The 14,459-nt window shown below is 36.1% G+C and carries 16 protein-coding genes and 1 pseudogene; 13 read left to right on the top strand and 4 right to left on the bottom strand.

Annotated features, from left to right (window positions below; translation table 11 throughout):
* The 5 genes and pseudogenes from BOQ62_RS05025 to BOQ62_RS05005 form a co-directional block, all read left to right on the top strand.
* Positions 1 to 229 (top strand): annotated as a pseudogene (locus BOQ62_RS05025) (protein-disulfide reductase); the annotation flags it as partial.
* 274 nt (positions 230 to 503) lie between these two features.
* Positions 504 to 1,031, top strand: coding sequence for a biopolymer transporter ExbD (locus tag BOQ62_RS05020; RefSeq protein ID WP_129037621.1), 528 nt, complete (start codon positions 504 to 506; stop codon positions 1,029 to 1,031).
* A gap of 111 nt (positions 1,032 to 1,142) precedes the next feature.
* Positions 1,143 to 1,925, top strand: coding sequence for an alpha/beta fold hydrolase (locus tag BOQ62_RS05015; RefSeq protein ID WP_129037619.1), 783 nt, complete (start codon positions 1,143 to 1,145; stop codon positions 1,923 to 1,925).
* Positions 1,926 to 2,254: 329 nt separating this feature from the next.
* A complete protein-coding gene (locus BOQ62_RS05010) occupies positions 2,255 to 2,842 on the top strand; it encodes an alpha/beta hydrolase (RefSeq protein ID WP_129037617.1) in 588 nt (195 codons plus the stop codon).
* An 84-nt stretch (positions 2,843 to 2,926) separates the two neighbouring features.
* Positions 2,927 to 3,733, top strand: coding sequence for a patatin-like phospholipase family protein (locus tag BOQ62_RS05005; protein WP_129037615.1), 807 nt, complete (start codon positions 2,927 to 2,929; stop codon positions 3,731 to 3,733).
* A 46-nt stretch (positions 3,734 to 3,779) separates the two neighbouring features.
* Here BOQ62_RS05005 and BOQ62_RS05000 read toward each other — a convergent pair whose 3' ends face one another.
* The gene (locus BOQ62_RS05000) at positions 3,780 to 4,784 is read right to left on the bottom strand and encodes a DHH family phosphoesterase (protein WP_129037613.1); all 1,005 of its coding nucleotides are present in this window, start codon (positions 4,782 to 4,784) and stop codon (positions 3,780 to 3,782) included.
* A gap of 234 nt (positions 4,785 to 5,018) precedes the next feature.
* On the opposite strand from BOQ62_RS05000, the gene rpmH reads away from it, so the two are divergent.
* Positions 5,019 to 5,177, top strand: coding sequence for a 50S ribosomal protein L34 (rpmH, locus tag BOQ62_RS04995; protein ID WP_040997588.1), 159 nt, complete (start codon positions 5,019 to 5,021; stop codon positions 5,175 to 5,177).
* 154 nt (positions 5,178 to 5,331) lie between these two features.
* A complete protein-coding gene (locus BOQ62_RS04990; RefSeq protein ID WP_062675736.1) occupies positions 5,332 to 6,042 on the top strand; it encodes a cell division ATP-binding protein FtsE in 711 nt (236 codons plus the stop codon).
* Positions 6,043 to 6,101: 59 nt separating this feature from the next.
* Here the strand turns inward: BOQ62_RS04990 and BOQ62_RS04985 are convergent, their stop codons facing one another.
* The 3 genes from BOQ62_RS04985 to BOQ62_RS04975 all read right to left on the bottom strand — a co-directional run bounded on the left by BOQ62_RS04985 (position 6,102) and on the right by BOQ62_RS04975 (position 8,832).
* The gene (locus BOQ62_RS04985; protein ID WP_129037611.1) at positions 6,102 to 6,794 is read right to left on the bottom strand and encodes a tRNA1(Val) (adenine(37)-N6)-methyltransferase; all 693 of its coding nucleotides are present in this window, start codon (positions 6,792 to 6,794) and stop codon (positions 6,102 to 6,104) included.
* Positions 6,794 to 8,122, bottom strand: a complete 1,329-nt coding sequence (locus BOQ62_RS04980; protein ID WP_129037610.1) for a sensor histidine kinase — start codon at positions 8,120 to 8,122, stop codon at positions 6,794 to 6,796. Before BOQ62_RS04980 ends, BOQ62_RS04985 begins: the two co-directional genes overlap by 1 nt.
* Before the next feature lie 125 nt (positions 8,123 to 8,247).
* On the bottom strand, positions 8,248 to 8,832 hold the full coding sequence (locus tag BOQ62_RS04975; RefSeq protein WP_047425023.1) for a riboflavin synthase: 585 nt from the start codon (positions 8,830 to 8,832) through the stop codon (positions 8,248 to 8,250).
* A 48-nt stretch (positions 8,833 to 8,880) separates the two neighbouring features.
* On the opposite strand from BOQ62_RS04975, the gene pdxA reads away from it, so the two are divergent.
* From pdxA to rocD, 6 genes are all read left to right on the top strand, one after another.
* Complete coding sequence (gene pdxA, locus BOQ62_RS04970) at positions 8,881 to 9,972, top strand: 4-hydroxythreonine-4-phosphate dehydrogenase PdxA (RefSeq protein ID WP_129037608.1); 1,092 nt, start codon at positions 8,881 to 8,883, stop codon at positions 9,970 to 9,972.
* A gap of 83 nt (positions 9,973 to 10,055) precedes the next feature.
* Positions 10,056 to 10,586 (top strand): YceD family protein, encoded by a 531-nt coding sequence (locus tag BOQ62_RS04965; RefSeq protein WP_164976682.1) that lies wholly within the window; start codon positions 10,056 to 10,058, stop codon positions 10,584 to 10,586.
* A gap of 67 nt (positions 10,587 to 10,653) precedes the next feature.
* Entirely contained in the window at positions 10,654 to 10,857 is a 204-nt protein-coding gene (gene rpmF, locus BOQ62_RS04960) for a 50S ribosomal protein L32 (RefSeq protein ID WP_002976251.1), read from the top strand.
* A 127-nt stretch (positions 10,858 to 10,984) separates the two neighbouring features.
* Entirely contained in the window at positions 10,985 to 11,467 is a 483-nt protein-coding gene (gene accB / locus BOQ62_RS04955; protein ID WP_047385964.1) for an acetyl-CoA carboxylase biotin carboxyl carrier protein, read from the top strand.
* Positions 11,468 to 11,565: 98 nt separating this feature from the next.
* Positions 11,566 to 12,921 carry an acetyl-CoA carboxylase biotin carboxylase subunit gene (accC, locus tag BOQ62_RS04950; protein WP_129037604.1) on the top strand — a complete coding sequence of 452 codons (1,356 nt, stop codon included), beginning with the start codon at positions 11,566 to 11,568 and terminating at the stop codon, positions 12,919 to 12,921.
* Positions 12,922 to 13,210: 289 nt separating this feature from the next.
* Entirely contained in the window at positions 13,211 to 14,455 is a 1,245-nt protein-coding gene (gene rocD, locus BOQ62_RS04945; protein ID WP_129037602.1) for an ornithine--oxo-acid transaminase, read from the top strand.
* Positions 14,456 to 14,459 lie beyond the last annotated feature (4 nt).

Genomic DNA, 14,459 nt, shown 5'->3' with positions numbered 1-14,459 from the left:
GAAAACCAAAATAGACCTTGGTGAAGGACAGATCAAAAAAGTAAAAACAATTGGTGACAGATGGAGTTTATTCCAACAGGTTAACTTTAACAATAACTCTCAACCTCACTATGTTTTAATAACTCCGGACGGAAAAGTCATCAATACTCCTGTTTCAGGATATATGCCAAAAGAGGATTTCAAAAAATTCCTTGAATGTGGTGTTAATTTCTACAAGAAGAATAAATAATTTATTGACATATCATTGAAAACTCACGCTTTACTGTGTGAGTTTTTTTATTTAAATCTTTAGACAAAAATTATTCTGAAATTCAAAAATCACGAATCCAAGAAGGTCATGGTGTTTCATTTTTAAAGAGAGGTTAAGAAAGAGTGGAATTTTTAAATATTTTTCACAAAAACAATCAATAAATTCATGAATCTATTGATTATTCAACAAACAAGGCATGTGTTTTGTAAGAATTTTTCAACAAACACCGTTTAACATTTAAAAATTTTTAATCATGGCAGAAGTAATCGCACAAGAGAAACAAGGTGGCAGACAAAAGAAAAAAATGATCAGAGTAGACATGACTCCAATGGTAGATCTGGGATTCTTACTCATCACATTCTTTATGTTCACCACTAATTTTACCAAACCAAATGTAATGGATCTGGGACTACCGGCAAAAGACCATAATCCCAACCCTCTCCCAACTGATAATGTAATTGGAGATCAAAACCAGATTACCTTTATCTTAGGAAAAGAAAACCGTGTATTTTATCATCAGAGCAATGCAAAAGATTTGAATACAGGAAATCTTAAAGAAACAGATTTCAGTGGAATAAAAATTTCAAAAATCATTGCTGATGCTTATCAAAAAGCTCCGGATCAGGAAAAATTCACAGTTATTGTAAAACCAACGGACGATGCCAATTACAAGAATTTTGTAGACATGCTGGACAACCTTGCTATTTCTAAAAAGGAAAGATATGGAGTAACTGATATCAAGCCTTGGGAAACAAAGATTTACAAGGAATTAACTCAATAAAAGGCAAAGAGCATTTTAAAAATGCTCTTTTTTGTTTACATTTGAAAGGAGAAACAGATTTGCAGCGCGTAGCTGCCTGCATTATTTTTAACCTTCTATAATTTTGGAATCATGCTGAACTTTGAAAGAAAAGGAAACGGAAAAGAAACTTTGGTACTCCTTCACGGGTTTATGGAAAATCTATCCATCTGGAGCGATATGGAACATCACCTTTCTAAAGATTTTTCATTGCTCAAAATTGATCTTCCCGGTCATGGGCAGTCTGAAATTCTTGCAGAGGTACACACCATGGAACTTATGGCTGAGGAAGTAAAGAAAGTTTTAGATCATCAGCATTTAGAAAAAATTCACCTTCTGGGACATTCAATGGGAGGATATACTTCGCTTGCTTTTGCTGAAAAATATCCAGATTCTTTAAAAAGTCTGACTTTATTTTTCTCCACTTACTTTCCGGATGACGAAGAAAAAAAACAGCAGCGTATCAAAAGTTACAGAATTATAAAAGACGCTTTTGCCCATTATGCAAGAGCCGGAGTTCCCAATTTATTCAATCCGAATGAAAGGGATATTCTGGAAGGCAAAATAGAGATGGCTCTCGAGACCGCTCTTTCTACCAACAATCTGGGGGCACTAGCCTGCGTAAAAGGAATGGTAGAAAGAACCGATAAAAAACATGTTCTCGAAAATCTGGAGGCAAAAATCCTGGTATTGGCAGGTAAACATGATAATGCTGTAAAAACGGATATAATGATTAAACATCTTCCGGACAGAACAAATATCAAATCTTATATTCTGGACTGTGGACACAATGGCCATTGGGAAAAACCTGGCATCTGTGCTGAAATCATCAATACGGAACTTCTTCACAACCTTCCTAAAAACTTGGTTCTATAGCTGGACTTGAAAAGCCAACAATGAAAACCTTGTTGAACGGAAGTTCGGTAGCTTTTTCTACTGTTATGGGTTTATCATAAATTTTTTAGAGAATATCTTAAGACAACAGGCCATTCTCTTTTTTGTTAGTAGTTTTACAAAGAAATTAAAATATACGCTCGGGAGCTACCGGAGGTTTAGTTCAACAGCCGGTAATCAGAATTACCGAGTTTTTCGTAGCCAAAAGTTGTCGTTTTACGAAGAAACATTATCTTCGGCAGAGAGAACTCATCTCACTTGGGTCGGTAACTTCGCTTACTGGCGAAACGATAAGTATAAGTAAAAATAATATGAAACAGAGAGTACATTTTTGGGCTTTAATATTAATTATCTGTCTAAATAGTTGCGGAGAACTAAGAACTATTAAAAAATATGGACTTAAACCTCCTACAATAGAAGTTAAAGGTAAAAAGGCATTCATTAATGGCACAATAGGTGAAACATTTTATCATTTATTTGTAAAAACCCTTAATAAAAATCCCCAGTTGGAAACCATTGTAATGTTGGAAATCCCAGGTTCTGTAAATGATGAATGGAATATTAAATCCTGTTTATTGCTATCTGAAAAAGGACTAAACACAGAGCTATTAAATAATTCTATTGTAGAATCAGGTGGAACTGACCTGTTTGTTTCTGGTAAGAAGCTAATTATTGCTGATGGGGCAAAAATAGGTGTTCATTCTTGGGGTGGAGACAAAATAGTTGCAGCAGAATTACCTAAAAACCATCCTGAACACAAAATGTTTCTAGATTTTTATGATAAAGTTAAGGTAGACTCTTCTTTCTATTGGTATACGTTGAATGCTGCACCTGCCGAAGGAATGCATTTTATGACCAAAAGTGAAATAGAAAAATACTTGGGAAATAAGATTAAATAAACCTATGCCTAATATTGTTTTCATAATAGATGAGAGTCTTATCTAACAAAAAATCCTGTATATTAGTAGAGGATAATTTTCGTAATGGCTTTATTTTCATTCAAAAAAAAGAAACCACCGGCACCCAGGGTTATCGGACTTACACTTTCAGGCGGAGGAATGCGTGGGATTGCTCATATTGCTGTACTGAAAGCTTTAGAAGAATACAACCTGAAACCACAAATTATCTCCGGAACAAGTGCCGGCTCTATCATTGGCGCTTTTTATTCTTTTGGCAAAACACCGGACGAGATGATGGAAATTGTAAGACAGACCTCATTTTTCTCAAGATCATCTTTAAAATTATCAAAAAACGGAATTTTCAGCTCCAATTTTATTTTAAAACTGTTCAAAGATTATTTCCCTGAAGACAATTTCAGTATTTTGGAGATCCCTGTGTATGTTGCTGCCACAGAAATGACCCATGGTATTGTGGATTTTTTTTCTGAAGGAGAACTTTTCGGGCCATTGCTGGCTTCATCAAGCGTTCCTTTTATTCTTCCTCCGGTAAGGATTGGCGAGAAAATCTATGTGGATGGTGGTGTTCTGGACAACCTTCCCATTGAACCTATTATGGACAAATGCAACTTCCTTATTGCTTCCCATGTCAACTCAATCAGTTTTGATGAATTAAAGAAAATGAGCCTGATGAAAGAATTCGACAGAATCCTCCATCTAGCCATCGCAAAATCCGTGTATTCAAAAGCGAAATACTGTAATATATTCTTAGATCCTCCAAAAATGACGAAATACAGTCTTTTCAACAAAAGATATATAGACGAAATGTTTCAGCAGGTCTACGAATACACCTGCCAGGAACTTGAAGAAAAAGGATTTCGTAAAAGTGTTTAGAAATTTGAGATATGGAAAATTTATAGTTCTTTCATCTCCTCAGCTCCTACAAACCTTCCTCTTTTACTTTCTCTTTAAAATTGGTAATAGTTCCGGCTAAAGTATCTAAAGATTTTCCTCCAGCTGCATTGATGTGCCCTCCACCATTGAAATATTTTCGGGAGAACTGATTCACATCAACATCATCTTTACTTCTGAAAGAAATTTTAACGAAGTCTTCATACAGATCCTCCATGAAAAATGCAGACATTTTCACTCCGGCAATACTTAAACCATAATTAACAAAACCTTCCGTATCTCCTTTCTGGAAGCCAAACTCTTTCAATTCGTTTCTTGTAAGGCTTAAAACTGCTACTGTTCCATCATTTACAACTTCTATTCTTCCCAGAACCAAAGCGAGCAAATGCAGACGGGAAACAGTATTGGTATCCCATGTATTGGATGTGATCATGGCAGGATCTGCACCATGCTCAATAAGATTAGCAATAATTCTGTGCGTAGTAGCACTGGTGGAACGAAAACGGAAACCACCTGTATCAGTCATTATTCCGGTATAAAGGCATTCTGCCATATCCTGATTCACCAATTGTTCATCATTCATTGCTTCAATAAAATGATAGATCATCTGTGAAGTGGCAGGGATTACGGTATCTGAATAAACGAAATCAAATTTTTCTGGCTGTTGGTGGTGGTCAATCAGAATTTTTTTTCCTGGAGCTTTTACCAACCAGTCTCCCAATAATCCGATTCTTGACGGAGAATTAAAATCCAGACAAAAAATCACATCTGCACCAGCAATCATATCAGAAGCAAACTTTCTTTTATATTCGGCAATAATAACTTTTTTAGCCTCCGGCATCCATTTCAGAAATTTTGGAAAATCATTGGGCACGATCACCTCTGTATGAATTCCTTTTGCTTTCAGATAATGTTTCAACCCCAAGCTTGAACCAATAGCATCTCCATCCGGATTATAATGGGTAAGGATAACTATTTTGCTATCTTGGGTAAGTAGTGTATTGATATCTAAAAGTTCTTCTGGTGTAAACATCCGGTGTTTTTTTTCGTTAAAATTAAAGTTTTCAAAGATAGAGCTTTTATATAAATCATTTAAATATTATTTTTGCTCCGGAAAATGGTTTTGTCATGAGGGTTTATAAAAGCCCGGGTTAAAAACATTACATTTAATTTTAAAAAAAGATATATAAAGTTTGTAACTTATAAAAATTTATATATCTTTGCAACCTGAAAATTAATAGATTAATTACGATTTAAACATATAGTAATGAGTAAAAGAACATTCCAGCCATCAGAAAGAAAAAAGAGAAACAAACACGGTTTCAGAGAAAGAATGTCTACGCCAAATGGAAGAAGAGTTTTGGCTGCGAGAAGAGCTAAAGGCAGAAAGAGTTTAACTGTAAGTGCATCACGCGCTAAGAGATAATCTTTTTATTATCATATACAAATCATGCTTGAGAAGTTATTTTTCAAGCATTTTTTGTTGTTAAAATTTACTAAAATTTAGGCTGGATCAACATCTTTTTTCTATTTTTAAAAGTTGAAATATTTTTGTTCAAAACAGTCTTTAAAATTAAATTATGCCACATACCAATATCGCCGGAGACAATATTATAAGTTTACAAAACGCAAAGATTGCGCAAAAAAACTTTACTGTACTTTCTGATGTAAATCTTAACATTAAAAAAGGTAGATTCTGCTATCTTATCGGAAAAACAGGTTCCGGAAAAAGCTCACTTCTGAAAACACTTTACGGACACATTCCATTAGCATCAGGACACGGAGCTGTAGTAGGATTTGATCTGGCAAAATTAAAGCCTTCTGACATCCCTAACCTAAGAAGAAAACTAGGTATTGTATTTCAGGATTTCCAGTTACTTTCAGACAGAACCGTTGAGAAAAACTTAAAATTCGTTCTTGAAGCAACAGGATGGAATGATAAAGTAAAAATGGAAGACCGTATCAACGAGGTTTTGGGAAGTGTGAACATGAAGAGCAAAAAGCACAAAATGCCTCACGAGCTTTCCGGAGGAGAACAGCAGCGTATTGCCATTGCAAGAGCCCTTCTTAACCACCCGGATCTTATCTTAGCGGATGAGCCTACAGGAAACCTTGACCCTGAAACTTCCAACGAAATTATGACGCTATTAAAGCAGGTTGCCCTTGAAAATGGCGCTGCCGTAGTAATGGCAACACACGATTACCATATGATCCAAAACTTCCCTGGTGAAGCCATCAGATGTGAAGACGGAAAAGTTTCTGTTTTGGATACGTCTGAGTTATTCGAATAAGAATAAAAAAATAAGAAGGTCAGAAATAACTAACTTCTAAAATCTAATTTCTAACTTCTTTACTTAAAAACATGAAACTCTTTGGTGAGTTCAAGATATTGGTCCGAGTATTGTCTCGGACTTTTTTCTATAATAAAATCAGATTCTTCGATTTCTTTTTCTTTTGAGGAAAATTCCAGAACTAATCTTTTAGTTTTTGAATTTTCAATTCCTTTGATATTCACTCTGCGTTTCAGGAACAATCCATTTTCTTTTCCAATTGAAACAAAAACATCTCCTGCCTCTACAGGAATAATGACTGAAAAAATACCACCTTCGGATAAAAGTCGTGATGCTTTGGATATCAACTGTATAAAGTTTAATTCTACAGTCTGACGGGCAATCTTATCCTTCTCAGAGCCAGATTCTTCAAAGTAAGGAGGATTGGAAACGATAAGATCAAACCGTTCTTCCGTCCCAAAAGTTTTAAAATCCTGTAGCTTATTTTTCAGTCTTGCATGAAAAGGAGAGTTTTCAAAATTAAGCTGAGTAATTGCAGCAGCCTCCTCATTAATATCCAGTCCTAAAAAATGAGCATTTGCATTTCTTTGTGCCAGCATTAAAGAAATCAGTCCAGTGCCCGTTCCTACCTCTAAAACAATAGTAGCATGCTCAACATCAGCTAAAGCACCAAGCAAAACACCGTCTGTTCCTACACGAAAGACGTTTTTAGACTGTTGAATTTGAAATTGTTTAAATGTAAAAGGCTTCACTATAAATTGGTAGGCAGTGTAATAATGAATGTAGATCCCTTCCCTACTTCTGATTTCACAGAGATCTCTCCTTTATAATCCTCAATCATCTTTCTTACCATGGACAGGCCAAGTCCCATTCCACTGCTTTTAGAAGTAAAATTCGGTTCAAAGATTCTTTCGTACATATTTTCAGGAATTCCGACTCCGTTGTCCTGAACAGAAATGATTACTCTTCTCTGATGCTGTTCTACATCTACGTTGATGATCAGTTTTCTTTCATCACTCTCCGCCTGTTTTGCATTGGTAACAAGGTTGGTTATAATCCTGGAAAGATAAATCCTGTCCATATTGATCATAATATTATTCTTATTGGCATGCATAAAGATACTGTCGTCATTGAATACGCGAAGGATATCTTCAACCTCTGTATTCAGATTGATTACTTCATTATTTTTTTCAGGAAGTTTTGCAAATTCCGAGAAAGCTGAAGCTACCGTTGCAATCAGGTCAATTTGATCAACGATAGTTTTACTCATCTGTTTTACTCTCTCTTTGATATTCGGATCTTCCGGATCAAATTTTCTTTCAAAATTCTGAATCGTCAGCTTCATAGGAGTCAGCGGATTCTTTACCTCATGCGCAACCTGTTTCGCCATTTCCCTCCAGGCTTCTTCAGATGCTTTAAACCTAAGTCTCTCTTTCTGATCCTGAATCTGTAGAATCATTCTGTTATAAGCTCTTGCCAGAGCATTAAGCTCATCATTTTTATAATATCTGATAGGACGCATTTCATTTTCAAACAATGTAATACGGGTAATCATATCAGAGAATTTCGTAATAGTCTTCGCAAGGCTGTTAGAAGTCACCCAGCTGATCCATACACTAAACAGAATAAGGAAAATATCAACTAAAAGAATATATTTTACGTACTGATGAAGGACATCCAGATAAGCAGATTCATTATGGTATAAAGGAATATAAACAATCCCGACAGGTTCCAGCTCATTGTTTTTCAACAAAAGATAGGAAGAGGTAAGTTTAGCGTCTTTAGCAGCATCATACCTTACCATATCTACCCTTGCATCGGTCGCCAGAATTCTGTTCACTATTTCTATAGGAATAGTTTTCTGATCGATCAAAGCTTCATCTTTATTGGAAAGCAGATAACCTCCTTTCAGATCATAAATAACAATATCATGCTGATTGATATCAGCAATCTCAAAGATTTTGTTTCCTAAAACTTTCGGAAGATCATGGGTTTCTACAAGAGTCTGACTTACTGCATAATCCAAATACCGCATGACCGCATTGGTTTTCTCCTGCATGTCAATATTACTTTGCTGCATGGAGTTGTTCCTCAACACAAAGTACGGCACAAGTGAAGTAGCTACCACACTTAAAAAACATACCAGGAGGAAACCAAAAAACCCGGTTCCTTAAGCTATATCCTTTATACTTATTAATTGACATTCTACTTTTTAATTAACCTAGCAATATACTTACCAATGATATCAAATTCCAGGTTTACTTTGTCTCCAATTTTCAAATGTTTCATATTGGTAAATTCCCATGTATAAGGAATAATGGCTACAGAAAACTGAGCATCCTCACTTTTAGCAACAGTAAGACTGATTCCGTTTACCGTGATTGAACCCTGTGGCACGGTCACAAAACTTCCGTCATTATCATATTTCATCGTAATAAAATAACTTCCGTCTTTATTTTCAATTCCCACCACTTCACCGGTTTTATCAACATGCCCCTGAACGATGTGACCATCCAGTCTACCATCCATCTTCATGCATCGCTCAAGATTCACAACGGTACCCAATTCCCATTTTCCAAGGTTGGTTTTTTCAAGAGTTTCGTTGATCGCAGTTACTACATATTGATTGTCTTTTATTTCAACAACTGTAAGGCAGCATCCGTTATGAGCAAGGCTCTGATCAATTTTCAGCTCGTTTGTAAAAGGACAAGTCAGGGTAAAATCTATATTACTTCCTTTTTCTTCAATCTTCTCAATAACACCAACTGCTTCAATAATTCCTGTGAACATATTATTTTTTGCTAAATTTGTAAATTATAATCTTCAAAGATAATCAAAATGAGCCCAAAAAACCATAAAGTACGAGTAGGAATTTCAATCGGTGATTTCAACGGCATCGGCCCGGAGATCATTATGAAGTCTCTGAAAGACAAAACCATTACGGATTTTTTCACTCCTGTAATTTTTGGTTCGGGAAAATTATTCACTTATCAGAAAAATATTTTCAAGCTGAATCTTAATTTCAACTATGTTAACGAAGCTTCACAGGCTCAGGCAGGAAAACTGAATATGGTGAATCTTACTAAAGAAAACGTCAATGTAGAATTGGGAGTTCCTACAGAAGAATCCACTAAAATGGCGATAGATTCTCTGGAGGCCGCAACTGAAGCTTTGATGAAAGGAGATATTGATGTTCTGGTAACTGCTCCCATCAACAAAGATGAAATGGTAAAAATGGGCTTTAAACATGCCGGACATACGGGATATTTTGAAGAGAAATTCAACAAAAAGGGGTTAATGTTCCTTGTTACTGAAGACCTTAAAGTAGCCGTTTCTACGCATCATATCCCTATTGCACAGATCGCTGAAAATATCTCCAAGGAAAAAATAAAGAAACAGATCAGAGTATTAAACCAAACATTAATAGAAGATTTCTGTATTCAAAAACCTAAAATTGCGGTGTTAGGGTTAAATCCTCATGCAGGAGATGGCGGTGTCATCGGCAATGAAGAAATTGAAATCATCAGCCCGGCCATCAAAGAACTTTCTGATAATGGAATACTGGCATTCGGTCCTTTCCCTGCAGACAGCTTCTTTCAGCCGAGTAAATACAAAAATTTCGATGCTGTTTTAGCGATGTATCATGACCAGGGGCTGGCACCATTCAAAACGCTTGCGTATGAAGAGGGCGTAAACTATACTGCAGGACTTCCTTTTATCAGAACATCTCCGGACCATGGAGTTGCATATGATATTGCGGGGAAAAATGTAGCGGATGAGCAGAGTTTTACAGAAGCTATCTTCACAGCGATTAAGGTTTTCAAGAACAGAAGTGAATACAGCGAACTGATGAACGACCGCCTTCAACCAAGAAAAATGGTTGTAGACAACGGAATAGATGAAGATCTACCGGAGGAAACTGAAGCATAAATCTTTAAAACAAATTTTAAATTAATTTGTTTCAGATTTTATTTGTTATTATAAAAAAATGCATATTTTTGCACACTCATTTTATGGACAAGTTAAGAAACTATGACGTAAGCTTTTCTGGACTAAAAACCGGAAAACACGAGTTCAGGTTTGAGATAGATAATACGTTCTTTCAATTATTTGACACTGAACAGGAATTTACAAATCCTAGAATAGAAGTACATGTATCCCTTGATAAGCATACTACTTTTTTAGAATTTGAGATTAAAATTAAAGGATTGGTAGAGTTGGTTTGTGACATCACAAATGAAGATTTCGACTATCCTATTGAGAATGAGATCAAGATTTTGGTGAATTTCGGGGAAGAATATGATGACAGTAATGAAGATGTCATTACCATTCCGACCACAGAGCATGCTTTCAACGTAGCACATTTGATTTATGAAAATGTAATGCTTTCTATCCCGATGAAAAAGATATCACCGAACGTCAATGATGAAGATCTTAAAATTCTTGATCAGTTCAGTCCGAAAGATATTGAGGAAAATGAGGAGGAAGAACATGAAAGTGATCCCCGATGGGATGCTTTAAGAAAGTTAAAAGACAATAATTAAATAGAATAATTTAAATATGATGAGATGATGAATCTCATCGCTCATCAATTAAAAAAGTTATTAGAAAATGGCACATCCAAAGAGAAGACAATCGTCCACAAGAAGAGATAAAAGAAGAACTCACTACAAAGCTGTAGTTCCTCAATTAGCTAAAGATGCAACAACAGGAGAGCTTCACCTATACCACAGAGCTCACTGGCATGAAGGAAAACTTTACTACAGAGGTAAAGTAGTATTGGAAAAAGAAGTAGCAGCTACTGAAGAAAACTAAGAGACGCTTTTCACTGAAAAAGCCTCATTTTAATACAAAAACCGCCCAATTTTGATAAAATTTGGCGGTTTTTTGTTGTTTTTTACGTTTTTTTGGTATCTTTGAACCAAAATCAAATATCAAATTTATGGACATTAAAGACATACAAAATCTTATCAAGTTTGTATCTAAAGCTGAGGTTTCAGAAGTGAAATACAAAACTAAAGATTTCGAAATCACTATTAAAACTCCATTAGCTGGAAGCGATGCTGTTTATGCACAACCTGCAGTATACCACACTGCACCTCAAGCAGTAGCTGCTCCGGCACCTGTTGCAACTCCTGCTGCTCCTGCTGCCGAGAAAGCTGAAGCTGCATCTGATGACAGTAAATATGTAACGATCAAGTCTCCAATGATCGGTACTTTCTATAGAAAGCCATCTCCTGATAAAGACGTATTTGTAAATGTAGGTGACGAAGTTTCTGTTGGTAAAGTAGTTTGCGTTATTGAAGCGATGAAATTATTCAACCAGATTGAATCTGAAATCAGCGGAAAAATCGTTAAAATTCTAGTGGACGATGCTACTCCTGTAGAGTATGACCAACCTTTATTCTTAGTAGATCCATCTTAATTTAGAAGTTAGATGTTAGACATTAGATGTTAGATTAAATTCTACATTAAAATAACATTATCTAATTTTCAAATTATCTAATTTTCAAATTGAAGAAGATGTTCAAAAAAATATTAATAGCCAATCGTGGCGAAATTGCAATGCGTATTTTACGTACTTGTAAAGAAATGGGGATCAAAACCGTTGCAGTATACTCTACTGCTGATAAAGACAGTCTTCACGTAAGATTTGCTGATGAAGCGGTATGTATTGGCCCTGCAATGAGTAAAGACTCATATCTTAAAATTCCTAACATTATTGCTGCAGCGGAAATTACCAACGCAGATGCCATTCACCCTGGTTACGGATTCTTATCTGAAAATGCTAACTTCTCAAGAATCTGCGAAAAGAATGGTATCAAATTTATTGGTGCTTCTCCTGAACAGATTGAAAAAATGGGAGATAAAGCTAACGCTAAGGCTACCATGAAAGCTGCAGGTGTACCATGTGTACCTGGTTCTGACGGTTTGATTGAATCTTACGAACACGCTGTAAAAGTAGCTGAAGAAACAGGATATCCTGTAATGATCAAAGCTACTGCCGGTGGTGGTGGAAAAGGAATGAGAGCTGTTTGGAAAGCTGAAGACCTTAAAGATCACTGGGAATCTGCCATTCAGGAAGCTGTAGCGGCCTTTGGAAACGGAGGAATGTATATGGAAAAACTGATTGAAGAGCCTAGACACATTGAAATTCAGGTTGCTGGTGACCAATTCGGTAAAGCTTGCCACCTTTCTGAAAGAGACTGTTCTGTACAGAGAAGAAATCAGAAATTGACTGAAGAAACTCCTTCTCCTTTCATGACAGATGAACTTCGTGAGAAAATGGGTGAGGCTGCGGTTAAAGCTGCTGAATTTATTGGATATGAGGGAGTAGGAACTATCGAATTCCTTGTAGACAAGCACAGAAATTTCTATTTCATGGAGATGAATACAAGAATCCAGGTAGAGCACCCTATTACTGAGCAGGTAATTGATTATGACCTGATCAGAGAGCAAATTCTTCTTGCTGCAGGAACTCCTATCTCAGGAATCAACTATTATCCTAAATTACACTCCATCGAGTGTAGAATCAACGCAGAAGATCCTTATACAGACTTCAGACCTTCTCCAGGGAAAATCACAGGATTAAACATCCCTGGCGGACACGGAATCAGAGTAGACACTCACGTTTATTCCGGATATTCTATTCCTTCTAACTACGACTCTATGATTGCGAAGCTTATCACTACGGCTCAGACCCGTGAAGAAGCTATTGCTAAAATGAGACGTGCCCTTGAAGAGTTCTATATTGAGGGAGTAAAAACAACTATTCCTTTCCACAGACAACTGATGGATAATGAAGATTATCTTGCAGGAAACTATACTACAAAATTCATGGAAGATTTTGTAATGGATAGGAAATATGATAATCACTAAGATTATTTAAAATATACTATAAAACTGCCTCTTTTTGAGGCAGTTTTTGTTTTATATCAGAAAAGCCATTCTATGGCCAACGATGAATAAAAATTAACAAAGAAGCAGAAAATAAAAATCCTGCTATAAGAAAGATATAATACCTAAAACTATCTGCCTACAAAGAAATTATTTTCTAATACGACATTCTTCCAGCTTAAAATCTACTTCAATTATATCCCAAAACCATACTGAGCATTTGTTCATCCATATCATTAATATTGTGTAATTTTGTTGAAAACCAAAATATATGTCAACAGCAGAACAAACAAAAAACTCACAGTATTTTATTGACCTTGAAGACAAACACGGAGCACACAACTATCACCCTCTTCCAGTAGTTCTGGATCGTGGAGAAGGGGTCTTCGTTTGGGATGTAGAGGGCAAAAGATATTATGATTTTCTTTCAGCATATTCTGCAGTGAATCAAGGACACTCTCACCCTAAAATTGTAAATGCATTAGTAGAACAGGCAAAAAAGCTGGCTTTAACTTCAAGAGCGTTCTACAATTCTAAATTAGGAGAATACGAACAGAAAATAACTACTCTTTTCGGGTTTGATAAAGTTTTACCCATGAACTCCGGAGCTGAAGCTGTGGAAACAGCAGTAAAGCTTGCCAGAAAATGGAGTTATGAAGTAAAAGGGATTTCGGAAAACGCAGCGAAAATTATCGTTTGCGAAAATAACTTCCATGGAAGAACAACAACCATCGTTTCTTTCTCTAATGATCCTGACGCTAATCAAAACTACGGGCCTTTTACACCCGGATTTATCAAAATTCCTTACAACGATATTGCAGCGCTTGAAGAAGTTCTTAGCAGAGAAGCAGACAATATTGCGGCATTCCTTGTAGAACCTATTCAGGGAGAGGCAGGAGTATATGTTCCGGATGAAAACTTCCTTAAAAATGCTTCTGAACTATGTAAAAAACACAACGTTCTTTTCATTGCAGATGAAGTTCAGACAGGAATTGCAAGAACAGGAAAACTAATCGCCTGTCATCATGAAGAGGTGCAGCCGGATATCCTAATTTTAGGAAAAGCTCTTTCCGGAGGAATGTACCCGGTTTCAGCTGTTTTAGCAAATGACAACATCATGAATGTTATTAAACCCGGACAGCATGGTTCCACATTCGGAGGAAATCCAATTGCGTGTGCAGTAGCTATAGCAGCATTGGATGTTGTAGCTGACGAAAAATTATCTGAAAGAGCTGAAGAACTAGGAAAGCTATTCAGAGCTGAAATTGACAAGCTAATTGAAAAAACAGACCTTATAACCAAGGTAAGAGGAAAAGGCCTTTTAAATGCTATTCTGATCAATGATACCCCTGAAAGCTCCACTGCATGGAATCTTTGCCTAAAGCTAAAAGAAAACGGATTACTGGCAAAACCTACGCATGGTAACATTATCAGGTTGGCACCACCTTTGATAATTACTGAAGAGCAGTTGTTGGATTGCGTCAGAATTATTGAGAAAACCATATTAGAATTTTAAATAT

It is taken from the genome of Chryseobacterium sp. CH21 (assembly GCF_004119445.1).
Classification (GTDB): Bacteria; Bacteroidota; Bacteroidia; order Flavobacteriales; family Weeksellaceae; genus Chryseobacterium.
Note: the sequence above shows the minus strand (reverse complement) of the source record. Positions and strands in the feature narration are given on the sequence as shown.